The organism is Novosphingobium sp., assembly GCF_019748365.1.
Classification (GTDB): domain Bacteria; phylum Pseudomonadota; class Alphaproteobacteria; order Sphingomonadales; family Sphingomonadaceae; genus Novosphingobium.
The window spans coordinates 1-19,411 of the sequence record NZ_JAIEPN010000180.1 but is presented as its reverse complement, the minus strand read 5'-3'; the positions used below and the strand labels follow the sequence as shown (position 1 = coordinate 19,411).

17 protein-coding genes are annotated in these 19,411 nt (G+C 65.6%); 13 read left to right on the top strand and 4 right to left on the bottom strand.

All coding sequences use genetic code 11. The features are described 5' to 3' along the window. Window positions 1-185 precede the first annotated feature (185 nt). The 6 genes from K5Q19_RS19565 to K5Q19_RS19540 all read left to right on the top strand — a co-directional run bounded on the left by K5Q19_RS19565 (window position 186) and on the right by K5Q19_RS19540 (window position 8,901). Window positions 186-2,204, top strand: a complete 2,019-nt coding sequence (locus K5Q19_RS19565; RefSeq protein WP_292948643.1) for a prolyl oligopeptidase family serine peptidase — start codon at window positions 186-188, stop codon at window positions 2,202-2,204. A gap of 39 nt (window positions 2,205-2,243) precedes the next feature. Then, window positions 2,244-3,518, top strand: coding sequence for an amidohydrolase family protein (locus K5Q19_RS19560; RefSeq protein WP_292948642.1), 1,275 nt, complete (start codon window positions 2,244-2,246; stop codon window positions 3,516-3,518). Between the two features lie 226 nt (window positions 3,519-3,744). After that, window positions 3,745-5,235 carry a hypothetical protein gene (locus K5Q19_RS19555; RefSeq protein ID WP_292948641.1) on the top strand — a complete coding sequence of 497 codons (1,491 nt, stop codon included), beginning with the start codon at window positions 3,745-3,747 and terminating at the stop codon, window positions 5,233-5,235. Between the two features lie 156 nt (window positions 5,236-5,391). Then, complete coding sequence (locus K5Q19_RS19550; RefSeq protein WP_292948639.1) at window positions 5,392-7,149, top strand: amidohydrolase family protein; 1,758 nt, start codon at window positions 5,392-5,394, stop codon at window positions 7,147-7,149. Between the two features lie 639 nt (window positions 7,150-7,788). Beyond that, complete coding sequence (locus K5Q19_RS19545) at window positions 7,789-8,382, top strand: TIGR02594 family protein (protein WP_292948637.1); 594 nt, start codon at window positions 7,789-7,791, stop codon at window positions 8,380-8,382. A gap of 39 nt (window positions 8,383-8,421) precedes the next feature. Further along, on the top strand, window positions 8,422-8,901 hold the full coding sequence (locus K5Q19_RS19540; protein ID WP_292948635.1) for a DUF2314 domain-containing protein: 480 nt from the start codon (window positions 8,422-8,424) through the stop codon (window positions 8,899-8,901). On the opposite strand, the gene K5Q19_RS19535 is transcribed toward K5Q19_RS19540, so the two are convergent. Then, a complete protein-coding gene (locus tag K5Q19_RS19535) occupies window positions 8,898-9,788 on the bottom strand; it encodes a DUF808 domain-containing protein (RefSeq protein ID WP_292948633.1) in 891 nt (296 codons plus the stop codon). The two genes, K5Q19_RS19540 and K5Q19_RS19535, sit on opposite strands and share 4 nt — an antisense overlap. 115 nt (window positions 9,789-9,903) lie before the next feature. Between K5Q19_RS19535 and K5Q19_RS19530 the strand changes: the two genes are divergently transcribed. Further along, window positions 9,904-11,430, top strand: a complete 1,527-nt coding sequence (locus K5Q19_RS19530; protein WP_292948631.1) for an amidase — start codon at window positions 9,904-9,906, stop codon at window positions 11,428-11,430. On the opposite strand, the gene K5Q19_RS19525 is transcribed toward K5Q19_RS19530, so the two are convergent. The 3 genes from K5Q19_RS19525 to ligK all read right to left on the bottom strand — a co-directional run bounded on the left by K5Q19_RS19525 (window position 11,431) and on the right by ligK (window position 14,266). Beyond that, window positions 11,431-12,315 carry an amidohydrolase family protein gene (locus K5Q19_RS19525; RefSeq protein WP_292948629.1) on the bottom strand — a complete coding sequence of 295 codons (885 nt, stop codon included), beginning with the start codon at window positions 12,313-12,315 and terminating at the stop codon, window positions 11,431-11,433. Window positions 12,316-12,540: 225 nt separating this feature from the next. Beyond that, window positions 12,541-13,599: a 4-oxalomesaconate tautomerase gene (locus K5Q19_RS19520; protein WP_292948628.1), complete on the bottom strand. Its 1,059-nt coding sequence runs from the start codon at window positions 13,597-13,599 to the stop codon at window positions 12,541-12,543. Next, complete coding sequence (gene ligK, locus K5Q19_RS19515; RefSeq protein ID WP_292948626.1) at window positions 13,592-14,266, bottom strand: 4-carboxy-4-hydroxy-2-oxoadipate aldolase/oxaloacetate decarboxylase; 675 nt, start codon at window positions 14,264-14,266, stop codon at window positions 13,592-13,594. The genes K5Q19_RS19520 and ligK overlap by 8 nt, the downstream gene beginning before the upstream one ends. Before the next feature lie 106 nt (window positions 14,267-14,372). Between ligK and K5Q19_RS19510 the strand changes: the two genes are divergently transcribed. From K5Q19_RS19510 to K5Q19_RS19485, 6 genes are all read left to right on the top strand, one after another. Continuing rightward, on the top strand, window positions 14,373-15,527 hold the full coding sequence (locus K5Q19_RS19510) for a LysR family transcriptional regulator (protein ID WP_292948624.1): 1,155 nt from the start codon (window positions 14,373-14,375) through the stop codon (window positions 15,525-15,527). A gap of 62 nt (window positions 15,528-15,589) precedes the next feature. Next, window positions 15,590-16,411: an NAD(P)-dependent oxidoreductase gene (locus K5Q19_RS19505; RefSeq protein WP_292948622.1), complete on the top strand. Its 822-nt coding sequence runs from the start codon at window positions 15,590-15,592 to the stop codon at window positions 16,409-16,411. Then, on the top strand, window positions 16,408-17,433 hold the full coding sequence (locus tag K5Q19_RS19500; protein WP_292948620.1) for an amidohydrolase family protein: 1,026 nt from the start codon (window positions 16,408-16,410) through the stop codon (window positions 17,431-17,433). The genes K5Q19_RS19505 and K5Q19_RS19500 overlap by 4 nt, the downstream gene beginning before the upstream one ends. Further along, the gene (locus tag K5Q19_RS19495) at window positions 17,430-18,464 is read left to right on the top strand and encodes an aromatic ring-hydroxylating dioxygenase subunit alpha (protein WP_292948618.1); all 1,035 of its coding nucleotides are present in this window, start codon (window positions 17,430-17,432) and stop codon (window positions 18,462-18,464) included. The genes K5Q19_RS19500 and K5Q19_RS19495 overlap by 4 nt, the downstream gene beginning before the upstream one ends. Beyond that, entirely contained in the window at window positions 18,461-18,871 is a 411-nt protein-coding gene (gene ligA, locus K5Q19_RS19490; protein WP_292948616.1) for a protocatechuate 4,5-dioxygenase subunit alpha, read from the top strand. Before K5Q19_RS19495 ends, ligA begins: the two co-directional genes overlap by 4 nt. Before the next feature lies 1 nt (window position 18,872). Beyond that, window positions 18,873-19,411, top strand: a 539-nt coding sequence (locus K5Q19_RS19485; RefSeq protein ID WP_292948614.1) for a class III extradiol dioxygenase subunit beta, incomplete at its 3' end; no start/stop codon positions are given.

Below are 19,411 nucleotides of genomic sequence, written 5' to 3'. Positions count from 1 at the left end.
CCGGCAAACGCTGGGCCCGCCAATCAGGTGGACGTGCAGCGGTCCCCCGCTGTTCGGCTACCTGGCTTGTTTCCTGGGGCAATCTGACCCCCGGTCGATCCGGCCAAAGTAGAGCAAGTCGAGGCTTGAGCGGCTTGGGTCTGTGACATAGTCTGTCTGTTTCTGATGGGTAGCGCGGGGGCGTGATGACCATAGGTCTGAATTGCCGCAGCAGGATGCGGACGGCGCTGCGCATGCTGACTGCTTTCCTCCTTGCGCTGGTGCCTGTTGCTGTTCTTGCAGCCGATCCGCCGGCACCTGTTGCGGCAACGCCGACCGCTGCGCTCAAAGCGGATGGTTCCCCGGCGCTGATCCCCACCACTGTTCTGGGCAAGCTGCCATTCATCAGCGGGCCAAAGCTTTCGCCCGACGGGCTGCATCTGGCCGCATTCGTGACAGTTGCCAATCGCACCGTTGTCGGGATTTTCGATCTGGCCACCGGGTCGAATAAGCTGCTCAACGCGGGCGAGAAGCTCGATATGCGGTGGTTCCGCTGGGCCGGGAATGACCGGCTGCTGGTCAGCATCGGCAAGATGGTGCCGTGGTTCGGTGAAGATGCGCTGCAGACCCGCCTGGTCGTGCACCAGATCTCGACCGATACGATGCGATTCATCGGCGGCAAGGAAGAAGGTCTCGATGGCGACGACATTCTCTGGGTCGACCCCGAAGGCAAATCGATCCTCCTGTCCTACCAGAAAACGATCTACGATTATCCCAGCGTCTCCTCGATCGATCTGGCCAACAATCGCTCGAAGACGGTGGTAACGCCGCGGGCCGACCTCTGGGACTGGTACGCCGATGAAAAGGGCGTGGTCCGTGCCGGCCTGATCTTCAGCGACAACACCTGGAAGATGATCTACCGCGAGAAGGACGGCGACAGCTTCCGCACGGTGATGAAGGCGGACATCAAGGATCGCGAAGCTGGCTGCATCTTCTATCGCATCTATCAGGCGACCGACGAGGGCTATTGTATCATGCGCAATGATACGACAGGCCGAGATGCGCTGTACCGCTACAACTTCGCCACAAGGCAACGCGGCAACCTCGTGTTCGAGGTGCCGGACGTCAATGTCGACGATTTCGACACCAAGTTCGACAGCCCCGAGCTTCTTGCCGCCTGGTACACCGACAATCGGCCCCGTGCGCACTGGTTCGATCCGGGAATCGCCGAAATCCAGTTGAACATCGACAAGGCCGTTACCAGCGCAATGGGCGATCGTTCCGCCGAAATCGTGAGCTATTCGCGCGATCGCTCTCGCATGCTGGTTCATGTCGGGGGATCGGGCGATCCGGGCCGGTACTATGTGTTCGACTTGTCGGACAGCACGATGAAGCTGTTCGCCCAGTCGAACGAGAAGCTCAAGCCTGCCCAGCTCGTGACCACCACCTACACGCGCTACAAGGCGCGCGACGGACTTGAGCTGCCGGCCTATATCACCATGCCACCGGGCCGCGCCGCCAAGAACCTGCCGCTGGTGATCCTGCCGCATGGCGGTCCTTACGATGTCCGCGATGAAGGCACTTATGATGCCGAAGTGCAGTTCCTCGCCAATCGGGGCTATGTCGTGCTGCAGCCACAGTATCGCGGCTCGGGCGGCTATGGCGAAGCCTTTGACAACAAAGGTGCCGGCCAGTGGGGCCGGGCTATGCAGGACGATCTCGACGACGGGATGGACTGGCTGGCGAAGCAAGGCACGATCGACTCCAAGCGCGTCTGCATCATTGGCAGCTCTTACGGTGGCTATGCGGCGATGTGGGGGGCTATCCGCAATCCTGAGCGTTATCGCTGCGCGGCAAGCTTTGCCGGGGTATCCGATCTCAAGCGCCAGTTGAAGTATTCGAACAAGTTCTTCCGTTCGCAGCGCTACAAGGATGATTGGCGCCGGACCGTACAGGGTGAAGACACTTTCGATCTCGCCACGGTTTCGCCGCTGCTCACAGTGGACAAGCTCCAGGTGCCGTTGCTGCTTGTCCATGGGGATGACGACCAGCGCGTGCCCTACAAGCAGTCCAAGTTGATGGCGGATGCGCTGACCAAAGCGGGGAAGAACTTCGAGTTCATCACGCTGAAGGGCGAAGGGCACGGGTTCTCGAGCGATGCCAATATGCAGCTCTGGCTCGACAAGCTCGATGCTTTTCTGGCGAAGTACAACCCGGCGCCCTGAGTACTCGCCAATCCGGTGCGGATGGGGCAGGATAGCCTCATGATCCGCGCTCTCTTCGCCGCTGCCCTCGGGCTGGCCGCCACCCTGCCTGCCCATGCAGAAACGCTCTATGTCCGCGCCGGGCACCTCGTTGATCCTGAAGCGGGGGCGGTGCTGGGGCCGCGGTTGCTGAAGGTCGAGGATGGCCGGGTAGCGGCAGTCCTGCCCGATGGCCCGGTGCCGGCCGGTGCGAAGCTGGTTGATTGGTCGGCCTTCACGGTCCTGCCGGGCCTGATCGATTGCCACGTCCACCTCGCCGATACCGGGCAGACCGCCAACGTGGCCGAGCCGCTGCTCCATTCGCCGATGGAAATCGCTTACATCGGCGCGCGCAACGCCCGCACCACGTTGCTGGCAGGCTTCACCACGGTGCACGATGTCGGCTCGTTCCGCGCCTTTGCCGATGTCGAACTGCGCAATGCGATCGACCGCGGCGATGTGATCGGGCCGCGCATGCAGGCTGTCGGCGCCTATGTCACGGTGCCGGGCGGGGGCGGCGAGGTCACCGGCTTTTCGCCCGAGGTCCGCATTCCCGAGGATATGCGCGCGGGCGTCATCACCGATGCGGCGGATGCGCGGGCCAAGGTCAACTACCTGTTCCAGCACGGCGCGGACTCGATCAAGCTGATCGCCACTGGCGCGGTGCTGGCGAGCGGGACCGAAGCGGGCCAGCAGGAACTCACGGAAGACGAAATGCGCGCTGCCGTCGAAGTTGCCGCCGCGCGCAAATCCTGGGTCACGGCCCATGCCCACGGCGCCGCCGGGATCAAGGCCGCGATCCGCGCCGGGGTCCGCGCGATCGAGCATGCCAGCCTGATCGACGATGAAGGCATCGCGCTCGCCAAGGCCAAGGGCGTCTGGCTCGACATGGATATCTACAACGGTGACTACATCGCCGATGTCGGCCGGCGCGAGAAGTGGCCCGAGAACTACCTGCGCAAGAACGACGAGACGACCGAGGCGCAGCGCGCGGGCTTCCGCAAGGCCGTGAAGGCAGGTGTGCGGCTCTCGTTCGGGACCGATGCCGGGGTCTATCCGCATGGCGAGAACGCGCGGCAGTTCGCCTATATGGTGCGCTACGGGATGACGCCGATGCAGGCGATACAGTCCGCCACGACTAGCGCGGCGGAACTGATGGGCTGGAGCAAGGACGTCGGCGCGCTCTCGCCCGGCCACTTTGCCGACATGATCGCGGTGCCCGGCGATCCCACTGCCGACATCACCGTGCTGACCCGCGTCGCCCACGTGATGAAGGGCGGCGAAGTGGTGCGCTGAGCAGGGGAAGCTTCATCCACGACGCCCCGATTTGCGGTTAACGCAGCTCTCAGGGTAATTCTATACAAGCCAGTTACCGGCCCACCCGTAACCCGTTTCTGCGGCGTGGATAACTACATTGCCGATGCGCTTGTCGTTGGGTCGTGAGCCTTTTCTGTCAAATTCATGACATATCCGGCTTGAATTACTCGATAATGGTGTGATCGGCATTATGGGACGGTCTCTCATGAAACGGACATATTTCAGCGATCATTCTTTTGGCGTGATGGCGGCTGCCATTACTTCGCTCGCATTGGCAGGTATTGTCACTATCAGCCCCGCGCGGGTTGAAGCGCAGGCTGTTCCGGGCGCCAATCCTGTCGCCGCCACCGGCTATTGCGACACGGTCGGCACCCGCACCGGCACGAGCAGCAGTTCGACGAACGTGACTTATGCGGCCTATGTCGGCGGCGGCTCCAATGATGCGTTGAATGTTGCGCAAGTGGCCGCGAATTGCCTCGTCTATACGGGCGGGCGGATCACTGGTTCGGTGCCTGTCGCCGCGCGCAGGATCGGTGCGGCCACCACCGACAAGTCGACCGGCGTCCTCACCCTCGCCACCCCGAAAACCGGGCAGGTTCTGGCGGCAGTCCGCTTCGGCAATGTCATCAATGATGCGCAGCTGCAGGTGGGCACCGGCGATCTCGTCGTGGCCTCGGACACCGGTCTTGCCGTGCTCTCGCCCGATCTTGCCACCACACGCTGGCAGCAGAGCGGCGCGTTCACCCGCGCCTCGGTCGGGCCGGACGGCACCGTCGCCGCGCTGACGGGGGCGAGCGGCAAGCAGCTCACGGTCTATTCGGCGACCGGCGCAGTCCTCTTCACCCGCACTTTCACCGATTCCCAGGTGAACGACGTTGCTGTTTTCACCGGCGTGACCCCGGAGGATACGCGCTTTGTCGTGACCGGCTTCGCCCAGCGCGACGGTGGCGGCTGCACCAAGCTGCAGGTCGCGTGGATCCGCACCTACAATCTGCAGAACGAGCTGGTCTGGAAGAGCTATGACTGGACTCACGCGCAGGCGTTCGGGCGGTCGTCGTCGTGTGCCGATACGCGCGGCTATCGGGTCGAGATCGGGCTCGACAAGAAGCTCTACTTTGCGGGTGAAGCGGCGGGCGGCAACAGCATCTACCGCTACCTCAGCACCAACCTCCAGACCAACGCGCCCAACGCGCCGAGCGATGCCTACAACAATCCCTACAACACCGGATCCAATCACATAACCTATGTCGCCCGGCTTGATCCGCTGACGGGCGCGCAAAGTGCAGGCTCGTTCCTGCTCTCGCGGCTGACCAGCGGCAGGGGCAACACCATCCGCCCGCGAGCGATCACGGCGGACCAGAACGGTGCGGTCTATGTCGGCGGGATTTCCGCGGCGCATATCCAGAACCGCGCCAACATCGTGCTCAATGGCAAGAAGCTGCAGGTCTATACCGGGGGCGATCCGTGGCTGCTGATCCTCGCGCCCGACATGCGCCAGCGCCGCCTGTGGATCGCGCTGGCTGATGGCGGGCAGGGCGAGGTGCAGTCTATCGGCGTGGGTTCGGGCACTATTGCGGTGGCAACCCGCGCGGACCGCAAGAGCACGGACGGCTTTGCGCTCTACACGACGCCCGGCGTGCCGGCGACTTACACCGGGACCAAGGCCGGACACTTGACGGTGATCCCGGGCCAGTAAGCCCCCCATCGGCGCGAGCTGGCCGGACATCGCATCCGGCCAGGTCGAGCGCCGAAGGGAATCGAGCCCGCCGCGCCCTCCCGAAATTGCGGGGGGCGCGCGGCGGTGCGATGGCCTAATGTCCGGCTTTCGCCGCAGGGAAAGCAGGAGCGTGCCATGTTCGATACCATCATCCGCGGCGGAACGATCGTCGATGGATCGGGCGCCGCGCCGTTCATCGGCGATATCGCGTTCAAGGACGGGGTGATCACCGAAGTCGGCCCGAAGATTTCCGGCACGGCCGCGCGCGAGATCGATGCGGACGGCCATGTGGTCACGCCCGGCTGGATCGACATTCACACGCATTACGACGGCCAGGTCAGCTGGGACGACGAGCTCGCGCCGTCCTCGCACAACGGGGTCACCACGGTCGTCATGGGCAACTGCGGTGTCGGCTTTGCGCCTGTCCGGCCCGGGCAGGAGAAGGAGCTGATCGAGCTGATGGAGGGGGTGGAGGACATCCCCGGCACCGCGCTCTACGAGGGGATCGAGTGGGGCCGCTGGGAGAGCTTCCCCGAATACATGGACTACATCGCCTCGCGCCACTACGCGATCGATGTGGGCGCGCAGATCGCGCATGGCGCGGTGCGCTATTACGCGATGGGTGAGCGCGGGCGGACCAACGAGGACGCCAGCCCCGAAGAGATCGAGCGGATCGCCGATCTCGTCGAGGAAGCGGTGGCGGCGGGCGCGGTGGGCTTCTCCACCTCGCGCACCATCGGCCACCGCGCGCTGTGGGGCGAGCCGGTGCCGGGCACGTTCGCGCCGGAGGAGGAATTGCTCGCCATCGCCCGCCGCTTCAGGAAGCTCGGCAAGGGGGTGATTGAGGCGATCCCGGCGGGGACGGTCGGCAAGCTCGAAGCCTTGGGCGGCGAACGCAGCGAGCCGCTGGCGGAGCTGGAACTGTTCCGCAAGATTTCCGAGGAAAGCGGGCGCCCGCTGACCTTCACGCTTGTCGAAATCCGCGAATATGCGCCCGACTTGTGGCGCCAGATGCTGGACCGTTGCCGCGAGGCCAATGCAGGCGGGGCGCATCTCTTCCCGCAGGTCCCTTCGCGGATCATCGGGTTCATCCACGGCCTCAGCAGCTACCACGTCTTCATGCGCCGCCCGACCTACCTTGAGAAACTGGCGTACCTGCCGCTGGCCGAGCGCGTGGAGGCGATGCGCGATCCCGAGATCAAGCGGCAGATCCTTTCCGAACGCGATGTGCCGCATGAGGCGCCGGGTTCGATGCAGAACGTCTACGGCCTGTTCCGCCGGGGCGCTGCCAGTCTCTACCCCCTGACCGAGCCGATCAACCTCGAGGCCGACAAGTCCGCCTCGATCGGCGCGAAGGCCAAGGCGGAGGGGCGCGACGCGCTGGAATACCTCTATGACGCGATGCTGGAGGACGAGGGCCGCAGTTTTCAGGCGCTGACGCGCGACAACCAGCCCAAGAGCCTTGCCGTGCTGGAAGAGATGCTGCGCCATCCCGATACGGTGACCGGCCTCAGCGATGCGGGCGCCCATGTGACGCTGATCTGCGACGCCACGATGCCCACCACGCAGCTCAGCTACTGGACCCGCGACCGCAAGAGCGGGCCGACCCTGCCGCTCGAATTCCTCGTCCACAAGCAGACCGCGCGCAATGCCGCGCTCTATGGTTTCGCGGATCGCGGCCTGCTGCAAGTGGGCAAGCGCGCGGATATCAACGTGATCGACTATGCGGGGCTCACCGTCTCGCCGCACGTCGCGCACCACGATCTGCCAGCGGGCGGCACGCGGCTGATGCAGCCGGTGAAGGGCTACCGCGCGACCTTCTGCAACGGCGTGATGATCCGCGAGAACGATGCCGACACCGGCGCGCGGCCGGGGCGGCTGGTGCGCAGCTAGGCGTCCCGGCGGGGGACAAGTTGACACGGTTGACACAGTCCTGAGCGAAAAGTCCGGCCCCGGTACAACCGCCCTGCGCTGTGCCGGTGGGGCAGAAAAACGGCGGTTGCGCGTTGGATTCGCGAGGCATCCCCAGCTTTTGCCGCAAACCGGCCGTTGTAGGACAGCGCTTAATAGATAACAGACGCGTCTGTTATTTATGGGGCTTCGATGGGGCGGGGCAGTCGCCTGAGGCCGGCATGACGGGGGCAAGGTCGTGAGAGAACTGGCCCCGGGCTCCGATAGCTTCGCGTTGATCTGTTGTCCGCCATCTCGTGTGCTCGGTACAGGGCCCGGCTTTTCTTCCGGCGTGGCGCTGGAATAGGAAAGCCAGGGCCCGAACCCGCCAGTATCCTGATCCTGATAGTCATTGAGCGCCTTGCACGGCAGAAATCATCAATATGAAATAGCCGTGAAATCAGGGCGATGCAGAACGTATTTCATGGAGCGGCATGACGGTATGCATGCTTAACGGTCTGTTTACGAACTGCGATTGTAAAAAGAGGCCTCAATATGCCTATATTCTACGGAAATTGTGATTGACACTCCTCTGGTGCTGAATGATCATCACTCGCGCAAATAGAGTGGGAGGGACGTGTCATGTTTCCGCCAAATTTTCCGGCTGAATACTCCTGGCTCAAGGACATCGGCCTGTTGCCAAAGGTTCTGCAGGAAGCCATTCCGCTTTACGGAACGGCCGAAGTCATCGGCACGGGCAGCAGCAAGACCATTCTTTCCTGGCGTGACATGCTGAATCAGAACGGGGTCAAGATTTCCGGCTATTCGGACGACAGCGTTCCGTGGTGTGGACTTTTCGCAGCCTACGTTACCTTCAAGGCCGGCAAGACGGTCGTCGCAGATCCGCTCTGGGCGCTCAACTGGGGCAAGTTCGGGGATCCGGTCGCGCGGCGCGGCAATGATGGCAAGCTTGCGAGCGTGGAGGGCCGCAAGGCTTCGCTGGGCGATGTGCTGGTCTACAAGCGGACGGGCGGCGGCCACGTGAATTTCTACATCGGCGAGACCGCGACCCACTTTGTCGGCCTTGGCGGCAATCAGGGCGATCAGGTCAACATCAAGGCCATTGCGAAAGCGCAGTGCGTGGCCGTGCGGCGGCCGCAGATGACGACGCCGCCCTCGTCGATGAAGCCGATCCAGCTTGCCAGGTCGGGTGAGATCGCGGGCAGTCTGGCCTGACGGACACCCGCGCGGTCTTGACGCGCAGCGGAGCGGATCATGTCTGCCATCTTCAGCGGCGCCATTGCCGCGCTGGTTGTCTTCTGTCTGTACCGGTTTTGGGTGCCGACCGCCGGTGTCGCGTTTGACCGCAATGATCCGCGCCTGCTTGCCGCCAAGCAGGAGGCACGCGCGGCCCTGCCATCGTTCTGGACGGCGCTGGAGGCGCGCGATCCGGCGGACGAGGACTTTTCGCTGAAGTTCAATCTGCTCCACGGCACCGGCAGCGCGAACAACGAATCGATCTGGGCGGGCGATATCGTGCGGCGCGATGGCCAGATCTTCGGCCGCCTGCTCAATCGTCCGGTCAGCCCCGGCTTTGCCGAAGGCGATGAGGTCGAGATTGCGCCGGCGGCAATCGACGACTGGAGCTTCTATCGCGGCGGCGTGGCGCAGGGCCACTTCGTGACGCGGGTGATGATCGAGAGCGCGCCGACGCGCATCGCGCGGCAGCAGAAGAAGGCGCTGGGCTGGGCCTAGTGAGCCTTGGTGCCCTGCACCAGATGCACCGCGCCGGCGATCACGCTGCCCAGAACCAGCCCGATCGAGCCGCAGATAGCGACATCGGCCAGCCAGGCCGCCGCGCCTTCGTGCAGGCCGACCCATTCGGCGGGGTGCATACCGGCGGAATGGACGATGATCTGCCCGCCGACCCAGAGCATGGCAGCGGTGCCGATGATGGTGAGTGCGGAAAGCACCTTCGGCATGGCCTGCACGAGCGCGCGGCCCAGCGCGCGGGTTGCCCCGAGCCTGCGCTTGGCGAGATGGAGGCCGATATCGTCCATCTTCACGATCAGGCCGACGACGCCATAGACCAGCACGGTGATCGCGATGGCCACGACCACGAGCGCGGCGGTGCGCATGGCGAGGCCCTCGGCAGCCACTTCATTCAGCGCGATGACCATGATCTCGCCAGACAGGATGAAATCGGTGCGGATCGCGCCCTTGACCATGGTTTCCTCATGGCCGGGCTCGACGAGTTCCTCGGCCTCCGCGGCGAGGTCTTCCTTGTGGGTGAGCGCGTGAATCACCTTTTCGGCGCCCTCGAAGCAGAGGAACGCGCCGCCCGCCATCAGGATGGGGGTGATCGCCCAAGGCAGCAGCACCGAGAGCACGAGAATGACCGGCGTGATGACCACCAGCTTGTTGAACAGCGATCCGCGCGCGATGCGCCAGATGATCGGCAGTTCGCGGTCCGCCGTAAAGCCGGTGACATAGCGCGGCGTGACTGCCGTATCGTCGACCACCACGCCGACCGACTTGATCCCGGCCTTGCCGGCCGCCCCGCCCACCTCATCGAGCGAGGCGGCGGCGATCTTTGCGATGGTGGCGATATCGTCGAGAAGGGCAGCTAGTCCGCCGGGCATGGGAATTCCTGTTGGTGCGTTGCAGCAAGGGTAGCGGGCAGGCGGGGGCGAGAGCAAGCGAAGAAGGGGGCATCAACCGCTTGCCACGCATCCCCTGCCGCGCTTTGATGGCGGGATGATCGAAACTCCGCGCCTGACACGGCGGTCCGCACTGGCGCTTGGCGCCGCTTCCGCTGCCATTCTGGCGGAGGCGCGGGCAGCGCCGGCGGCATCGGGGCCGCTCACCGCGCTGCCGGCGCACCGGCTGGCGGCGATGATCGCGGCGCGGCAGGTTTCCTCGGCGGAAGTGACCGGTGCGTTTCTGGACCGGATCGAGCGGCTCAATCCGGCGGTGAATGCGGTTGTCGGCATGCCGGACCGGGCGGGCCTGATGGCCGGGGCAGCTGCGGCGGATGCGGCGGTCAAGGCGGGCGGCGCGCTTGGTGCGCTGCATGGCCTGCCGCATGCGGTGAAGGACTTGTCGGCGGTCGCGGGGCTGTCGTGGACGATGGGCTCGCCGATCTTCAAGGATCAGGTCGCCAAAGCCGACGGGCTGATGGTGGAGCGGCTGCGGCGGGCCGGTGTGGTCTTTGTCGGCAAGACCAATTCGCCCGAGTTCGGACTTGGCAGCCACACCTTCAATCCGGTGTGGGGGACGACGCGCAATCCGTGGGACCTGACGCGGTCTGCCGGTGGCAGCACCGGCGGCGGCGCGGTGGCGCTGGCGCTCGATCTGCTGCCGCTTGCCGATGGCAGCGATTATGGCGGATCGCTGCGCAATCCGGCGGGGTGGAACAATGTGTTCGGCATGCGCCCCAGCATCGGCCGGGTGCCCAATGACAATGCCGACGACTGGCTGGTTTCGATGGGCGTGGCGGGGCCGATGGCGCGCTCGGTCGCGGACCTTGCGCTGCTGTTCTCGGTGCAGGCGGGGTATGATCTGCGCAAGCCCATGTTGCTGGAAGGGGATGGCGCGGCGTTTCGAGCCGTCCGGCCGGAGGGGATGAAGGGCAAGCGCATCGGCTGGGCGGGCGATCTGGGCGGCGCGGTGCCTTATGAGCCGGGCGTGCTGGAGACCTGCCGCAAGGCGCTCGCGCGGTTCGAGGCGATGGGCGCGGTGGTGGAAGATGCCGTGCCCGATTTCCCGGTGGAGCAGGCGTGGCAGGCTTTCGTGAAGCTGCGGCACTGGCAGCAGGGCGGCAACCTGCTGGCCTACTACCGCGATCCGGCAAAGCGCGCGCTGCTGAAGGAGGCCGCGGTGTGGGAAGTGGAAGGCGGCCTTGGCCTTTCCGCCTTCGACGTGAATGCGTGGAGCGTGGTGCGCAGCCAGTGGAGCCGCTCGGTGCACAAGCTGCTGCAGCACTATGATTACTGGGTCATGCCGACCTCGCAGCTGTTCCCGTTTCCGGCGGACTGGGTCTACCCCAAGGCGATCGCGGGGCGGGAGATGCGCACCTATCACGAGTGGCAGATGGCGACCTGCCTCGTGACTCTGGCCGGGTGCCCGGCGGTGGCGGTGCCGGCGGGGTTTGGCGCGGCGGGGCTTCCGATGGGCCTTCAGATCGTCGCGCCGGTGCACGGGGACGCGGCCTGCCTTGCGGCGGCGGCGGCTTGGGAGGCGGTGAGCGGCGACATCCTTACCCGGAAGCCGCCGCTCGCCTGATCAGTCCGCCCAGTAGAGCCGCATCGGGTTATCGACGAGGAGCTTCTGCTGAAGTTCCGGGGTCGGGGCGATGCGCGGGATCATGTCGACGAGGTGGCCGTCGTCGGGGATCTCGGTGTCCATGTTGGGGTGCGGCCAATCGGTGCCCCAGAGGCAGCGGTCCGGATAATCCGCGACGAGGGGCGCGACGGCGGCGGCAAAGGCATCCCAAGGATCGCCCGCGCCGCCTTCCTTGATCGCGTCGAGCCGGTCAGGGCAGGTGGCCTTGAACCAGATATCCTCGCGCGCATCGAGAAGGGCGCGGAAGGCGCGCATGTCCGGGCCATCGGGGCCCTGGCGGACGTCCGGGCGGCCCATGTGGTCGATGACGAGGGGCACGGGGATTGCGTCCATGAAGGGTCGCAGTTCCTCGAGGATATCGGCTTCGAAGTAGATCACCACGTGCCAGCCTGCGGGCAGGCGATTGGCAACTTCGAGGAACTTGTCCTTGGGCGCATCATCGACAAGGCGCTTGAGGAAATTGAAGCGGATGCCGCGGATGCCGCCGGCGTGGAGCGCGTGGAGATCGGCTTCCGAAATGGCGGGATCGACCACCGCGACGCCGCGCGCAAGGCCATTGGACTTGGCAATGGCGTGGAGCGTGGCGGCGTTGTCGGTGCCGTGGCAGCTGGCTTGCACGATCACGTTGCGCGCGAAGCCGAGGTGATCGCGCAGGGCAAACAGCATGTCCGGCCCAGCGTCTTCCGGCAGGTACTTGGCCTTCGCGCTGAACGGGAACTGCGCCATCGGGCCGAAGACGTGGCAGTGCGCGTCCACGGCGCCGGGGGGCGGGGTGTAGCGCGGCTTGCTGGGGCTGGCGTGCCAGCTGGTGATGCGGTTGGTCATGTCTCTGCCTCTCTAGCCTTCGTCATCCCCGCGAAGGCGGGGATCCAGTGTTCCATGCGCTGCACCTTGCCGCTCTGGATTCCCGCCTTCGCGGGAATGACGAAGGAGAGTGAGCAGGGAATTGACGCCGCGCATGCCCACCCCGCTGCGACTAGGCTCACTGCGTTCGCCAAGTCTCGCTCCCCTCCCGCATGCGGGAGGGGGTGGGGGTGGGTTTTCCCGGCCTTATCCAAAGACCACCCCGTCCATCAGCTTGCGCGCGGTGCGCAGGAGGGCAGCGCTAACCACTGCGCCGGCTTCATCGGTTTCGAGGACGCAGCTCATTTCGCCGGTGGGGTGCTCGACCGAGAGGAGCTTGCGGCTGCCCTCGGGGATTGCAGCGACTTCGGCGGCGGGGGAGCCGGGGATGAGGCACGCGGTGGCCACGCTGACTGCGCCGAGCACGCCGATGGTGGCATGGGCGCGGTGCGGGATGAAGCTGCGCACAGTGACCGCGCCGCCGTTTCGTGGCGGGGCGACGAGCATCATCTTGGGGACCGATTTGGCCGCCACATCGCCAAGGTTCATCATCGGGCCGACAATCAGGCGGATGGCTTCGATCTTCGCCTTGAGGTCGGTCGCATTGTCCAGCCAGTCGCGGTCCTCGTAGCCGGTGATCCCGACATCTTCGGCCTTCATCACCACGCAGGGCATGCCGTTGTCGATGAGCGTGACGGCGACGCCGTTGACGACATCGACCGCATTGCCGGTGGGCAGCAGAGCGCCGCAGGAGGACCCGGCGGTGTCGCGGAATTCGAGAGGTACGGGCGCGTGGCTGCCGGGGACGCCGTCGATCTTCGCGTCGCCCTGATAGGTCACCGTCCCCCCGGGGGTGCAGACGGTGGCGACGGCGACTTGCCCGGTGTTTTCCATGTAGATCGCGACGCGGGTTTCATCGCCGGTGGGGGCGACAAGGCCGCGTTCGATCGCGAAGGGGCCGATCCCGGCGAGGATATTGCCGCAGTTCTGCGCGTCGGTCACGATGGCCTGATCAACGAAGACCTGCAGGAACAGGTAATCGACGTCGATCCCCTCGCGGGTGGACTTGCTGACCACGGCTACCTTGCTGGTGAGCGGATCGGCGCCGCCCATGCCGTCGATCTGCACGGGATCGGGGCTGCCCATCATGGCGAGAAGGAAGGCATCGCGCGCGGCGGTGTCTTGCGGGAGGTCGTCCTTCAGGAAATAGCCGCCCTTGGATGTGCCGCCGCGCATCCACATGCAGCGTATGCCTGTATCAGACATACTTCAGCCCTTCCTTCTCCAGCCGTTCGCGCATCTTGTACATGTCGAGGCCGAGGACGCCGGCAGCGAGCTTTTCGCGCTTTTCGCCTTCGTTCGCCTCGCGGGCCTGCGCGGCCTTGAGCACCGCTTCGGCGTTCGCGCGGGGGACGATGCAGACGCCGTCATCATCGGCGACGATCACATCGCCGGGGTTCACGAACTGGTTGGCGCAGACGACGGGGACGTTGACGCTGCCAAGCGTGTTCTTGACCGTGCCCTGCGCATAGATCGCCTTCGACCAGACGGGGAACTGCATCTCGGTCAGGTCGCGCACATCGCGCACGCCCGCATCGATGATGAGGCCGCGGCAGCCACGCGCGATGGCCGAGGTGGCGAGGAGATCGCCGAAATAGCCGTCTTCGCAAGGGCTGGTGGGGGCGAGCAGCATGATGTCGCCGGCCTTGAGCTGCTCGATGGCGACATGGACCATCCAGTTGTCCCCCGGAGGTGAACTGATCGTCACCGCGCTGCCCGCGATGCGGGCGCCGCGATAGATCGGCCGCATGTAGCTGGCGAGGAGCCCGGTGCGCCCTTGCGCTTCGTGGACGGTGGCGACACCGCAGGCGGCGAGGCCGTCGATCACCGCCGGATCGGCGCGTTCGATGTTCTGGACGACGATACCCGACATGGCTTGGCTCCCGTTCAAATCTTTGCGCGTCTCCCATCGGCGCGGCGCGCGTGCGGGGCCAATGCAATGTTTGGCGCAGGGCATAAGGAAATGCTAAGGGATGGGAATGGCCGAGCCTGCTTACAATATCCGCCACTTCGCTGCGTTGGCTGCCACGGTGCGGCATGGCAGCGTGACACGGGCGGCCCGGGCGGTGAACCTCACCCAACCCGCGCTGACCCAGGCCATCGCGCGACTTGAGGCGGATCTGGGCTGCGCCTTGTTCGAGCGCGGGGCGAGCGGGATGACGCCGACCGAGCCGGCGCATCTGCTGGCACCGCGCGCGGAGGCGGCGATTGCGCAGATCGGTTCGCCGCGCGTGACGGGCACGCAGGTCCGCGCGTTTCTGGCATTGGCGCGGGCCGGTTCCTATGCCGGGGCGGCAGAGGCGACAGGGCTTTCGGCGGCCTCGCTCCACCGCGCGGTGGCCGATCTGGCGGTGGCGCTGGGGCAGCGTCTGGTCGACCGGCGGGGGCGCTCGATCCTGCTGACGCCGCAAGGCGAGCGGCGCGCGCGCGGGTTTGGCCTTGCCATGGCGGAATTGCGCAGTGGCCTCGCCGAAGTGGCGGCGTGGCAGGGCAAGGCAGCCGGGCGGATCGTGGTGGGAGCCATGCCGCTCTCCCGCGCGCGCTGGCTGCCCGAGACGATCCTGCGCTTTCATGCCGCGCATCCGGGTGTGGGAATCGCGGTGGTCGAGGGGAGCCATGCCGAACTGGCAGGCCCGCTGCGCGACGGCGAGATTGATCTGATGCTGGGCGCCTTGCGTGAGGCGGCGCTGCTGGAGGACTTGCACCAGGAGCCGGTGTTCGAGGACAGCCCGCAGCTGGTGATGCGCGCCGGGCATCCCCTGCTCGCCGAAGCGCAGCCGATGGGGCAGCGGCTGGCGGATTTCCCATGGATCCTGCCCGCGCGCGATACGCCGCTGCGGCGCTATTGGGAGGCGATGATGCGCGCGGCGGGGGCCGAGCCGCCCGAGGTGGGGATCGAGTGCGGTTCGGTGCTGACGGTGCGGCAATTGCTGCTGGGATCGGACGCGCTGACCCTGCTGAGCCCGGCACAGCTGGCGGTGGAACTGGAAGCGGGGGTGCTGGCGATCCTGCCAACACCAGCGCCGGTGCTGCGGCGCATTGGCATCACCACGCGCGAAGGCTGGCGACCGACCGCACCGCAGGCGGCCTTCGCGGCGCTGCTGCGTGAAGTGGCAGGTGCAGGTTTCGCATAATCTTATGGGATTGGCGCGAATTGCATTTGTTTGGCCCGGCTGCGCGCCGCAGGAGGGCGCGCATGGAAAGCATCATCGCCTTGATCGGCTTCGGTGAGGCCGGATCGACCTTTGCCGAGGCGGCCGGCTGGGAAGCCGGTGCGTCGGCCTATGACGTGCTGCCTGGGCGCCGCGCGGCGATGGAAGCGGCGGGTGTGCTGGTTTGCGCCACGGCGGACGATGCGCTTGCCGATGCCGGTCTGGTGCTCTCGCTGGTAACGGCGGATGCGGCGCTGGCGGCTGCAAAGGACTATGCCGCGCTGCTGAAGCCGGGCGCGCTGTGGTGCGACATGAACTCGGTGGCACCCGATACCAAGCGCGCGGCGGCGCGGGCGGTGGAGGCGGCGGGCGGGCGCTATCTGGATGTGGCGGTGCTGGCACCGGTGAACCCCGCGCGGATGAATGTGCCGCTGCTGGTTTCCGGTGCGGCGGCGGACGCGGCGGCAGAGGCGCTGCGCGGCGCGGGATTCGCCAATGTGCGCGTCGTCGGCGCCGAAGTTGGCCGGGCCAGCGCGATCAAGATGATCCGCTCGGTGATGGTCAAGGGCATCGAGGCGCTGACGGCGGAGATGATGCTGGCGGCGGATGCGGCGGGTGTCACGGATGAGGTTCTGGCCTCGCTCGATGCGAGCGAGAAGGCGCAAGGCTGGGCGGCACGTGCGGCCTACAATCTCGAGCGCATGACGACGCACGGGGCCCGCCGCGCGGCCGAGATGGAAGAGAGCGCCAAGACGCTGATCGGGCTCGGCGTGGAGCCGGTGATGACCAGCGGCACCGTGCGCCGCCAGCGCGAACTGGCCGGACGGGCCGACCTGTTTTCGGATGAAAGGGAAGCCGCGCAATGACGATGATCATCGACTGCCACGGCCACTACACCGTGCTGCCACGCGCGCACGACGAATGGCGCGAGGCGCAGAAGGCGGCCTTCAAGGCGGGGACGCCGTGCCCGCCTTATCCGGATATCTCCGACGACGAGATCCGCGCCACGATCGAGGCGAACCAGCTGCGCCTGATCAAGGAACGCGGGGCGGACATGACGATCTTCTCCCCCCGCGCCAGCGCGATGGCGCCGCATGTGGGGGACCAGTCGGTCGCCGTGCCCTGGGCGCAGGCGTGCAACAACCTGATCGCGCGGGTGGTGGGGCTCTATCCGGAGACCTTTGCGGGCGTATGCATGCTGCCGCAGTCGCCCGAAGCGGACCTGACCTCCTCGATCGCCGAGCTGGAGCGCTGCGTGACGCAGCTCGGCTTCATCGGCTGCAATCTCAATCCCGATCCGGGCGGCGGCTTCTTCAAGCATCCGCCGCTGACCGATCCGTACTGGTTCCCGCTCTACGAGAAGATGGTCGAGCTGGATGTGCCCGCGATGATCCACGTTTCGGGATCGTGCAATCCGGCGCAACACGCGACGGGGGCCTATTACATCGCGGCCGATACCATCGCGTTCATGCAGCTGCTGGAAGGCGATCTGTTCAGCAAGTTTCCGACCTTGCGCTTCATCATTCCGCATGGCGGCGGCGCGGTGCCCTATCACTGGGGGCGCTATCGGGGCCTTGCGGACATGCTCAAGAAGCCGGACCTGCAGAGCCATCTGATGAACAACGTGTTCTTCGATACCTGCGTCTATCATCAGCCGGGGATCAACCTGCTGGCCGACGTGATCGAGACCAAGAACATCCTGTTCGGCAGCGAGATGGTCGGCGCGGTGCGCGGCATTGACCCCACCACCGGGCACTATTTCGACGACACCAAGCGTTATGTCGATGCGCTCGATATCACCGACGAAGCGCGCCACGCGATCTTTGAGGGCAACGCCCGGCGCGTCTATCCGCGCCTTGATGCCAATTTGAAGGCCCGGGGGCTGTGAGCACCTGGCTTCAGAACGCCTGGTACGTCGCGGCGTGGGATGCCGAGGTGGAGAGCGCTCCACTGGCGCGCACGATCTGCGGCACGCCGATGATGTTCTACCGCAAGCTCGACCGGACCGTGGTGGCGCTGCGCGATGCCTGCCCGCACCGCCTGCTGCCGCTTTCGATGGGGCTGCGCGAAGGCGATGCGATCCGCTGCAAGTATCATGGGCTGAAGCTGGGGCCGGACGGCGTGGCCATCGAAATGCCCATGCGCAACGATGCCCCGAACAAGCGGATTTGCGCAGAGTCCTTCGTCACGCACGAGCGGCATCGCTATGTCTGGGTGTGGATCGGTGATCGCGAGAAGGCCGATCCGGCGCTGATCCCCGATCTCTGGCCCTGTTCGACCGAGGGCTGGGTATTCGATGGCGATTACTACCATGTCGCCTGCGACTACCGGCTGATGATCGACAACCTGATGGACCTCACGCACGAGACGCATGTCCATTCGGGCTCGATCGGGCAGCCGGAGATCATGGAAGCGCCGATCCGGACGCGGGTCGACGGGCAGGACGTCATCGTCGAGCGCTGGATTCCGGGCATCGATGCGCCGCCGTTCTGGCGCACGGCGCTGAAGCAGCCGGGGCAGGTCGATCGCTGGCAGATATGCCGTTTTGTGATGCCCGCAGCGGTCATGATCGACGTCGGCGTCGCGCCGGTTGACGCCGGGGCCACGCTCGAAAAGCACGATCAGGGGGTGCGCGGCATGGTGGTCGATTTCATGACGCCCGAAACCGAGACCAGCCACCACTATTTCTGGGGGATGGCGCGCAATTTCGATACATCCGATCCCAGCATCACCGCGCAATTGAAGCGGCAGCAAGGGGTGGTGTTTGCCGAGGACAAGGAGATCCTCGAAGCCCAGCAGCGTGCGCTGGCGGCGAACCCCGACCTGAAGCTTGCTGCCTATAACATCGACGAGGGCGGCACTCGCTCGCGCCATATCATCGCCCGCGCGATCCGCGCAGCCGAAGAGGTAACCGTATGACCAGCCCAACCGACATTCACGCCTATCTGGCCGAGCTCGAGGATATTCCGGGCACGCGCGTCTATACGGCGGCGCGCGCGCGCAAGGGGTATCATATCAACCAGTTCGCGATGAGCCTGATGAAGGGCGACAACCGCGAGCGCTTCAAGGCGGATGAGCGGGCCTATCTCGATGAATGGCCGATCTCCGAAGAGGCGAAGGAGGCGCTGCTCAAGCGGGACTACAACACGCTGCTCGACCTTGGCGGGAACGTCTATTTCCTCTCCAAGCTGTTCTCGACCGATGGCCTCAGCTTTGCCGAGGCGGTGAGCACGATGACCGACATGACCTTCCCGGAATACCGGGACATGATGCTGAAGGGCGGACGCTCCCCCATCGGCAACCGCTCGATCAAGGGGGGCTACTGAAATGGCGCGTTTGACTGCAGGCGTGGGTTCGAGCCACGTGCCCCTGCTGGGCGTCGCGGTGGATCAGGGCAAGACCGGGGACGACTATTTCGGCCCGATCTTTGCCGGGTATGAATGGACCCGCGAGTGGGAGAAGGCCGAGAAGCCGGATGTCGTGATCCTGGTCTACAATGACCACGCCAGCGCTTTCGACATGAAGATCGTGCCGACCTTCGCGATCGGCTGCGGCGAGCTTTACAAGCCGGCGGACGAGGGCTGGGGCCCGCGCAAGGTGCCCGATGTGGAAGGCCATGCGGATCTGGCCTGGCACATCGCGCAGAGCCTGATCCTCGATGATTTCGACATGACGATCATCAACGAGATGGACGTCGATCATGGCCTGACGGTGCCGCTTTCGATGATGTTCGGCCAGCCGGAGAAGTGGCCGTGCAAGGTCGTGCCGCTGGCGGTCAATGTCGTGACTTACCCGGTGCCTTCGGGCAACCGCTGCTGGGCGCTGGGCGAGGCGATTGCCCGCGCGGTGGCGAGCTTCCCCGAGGA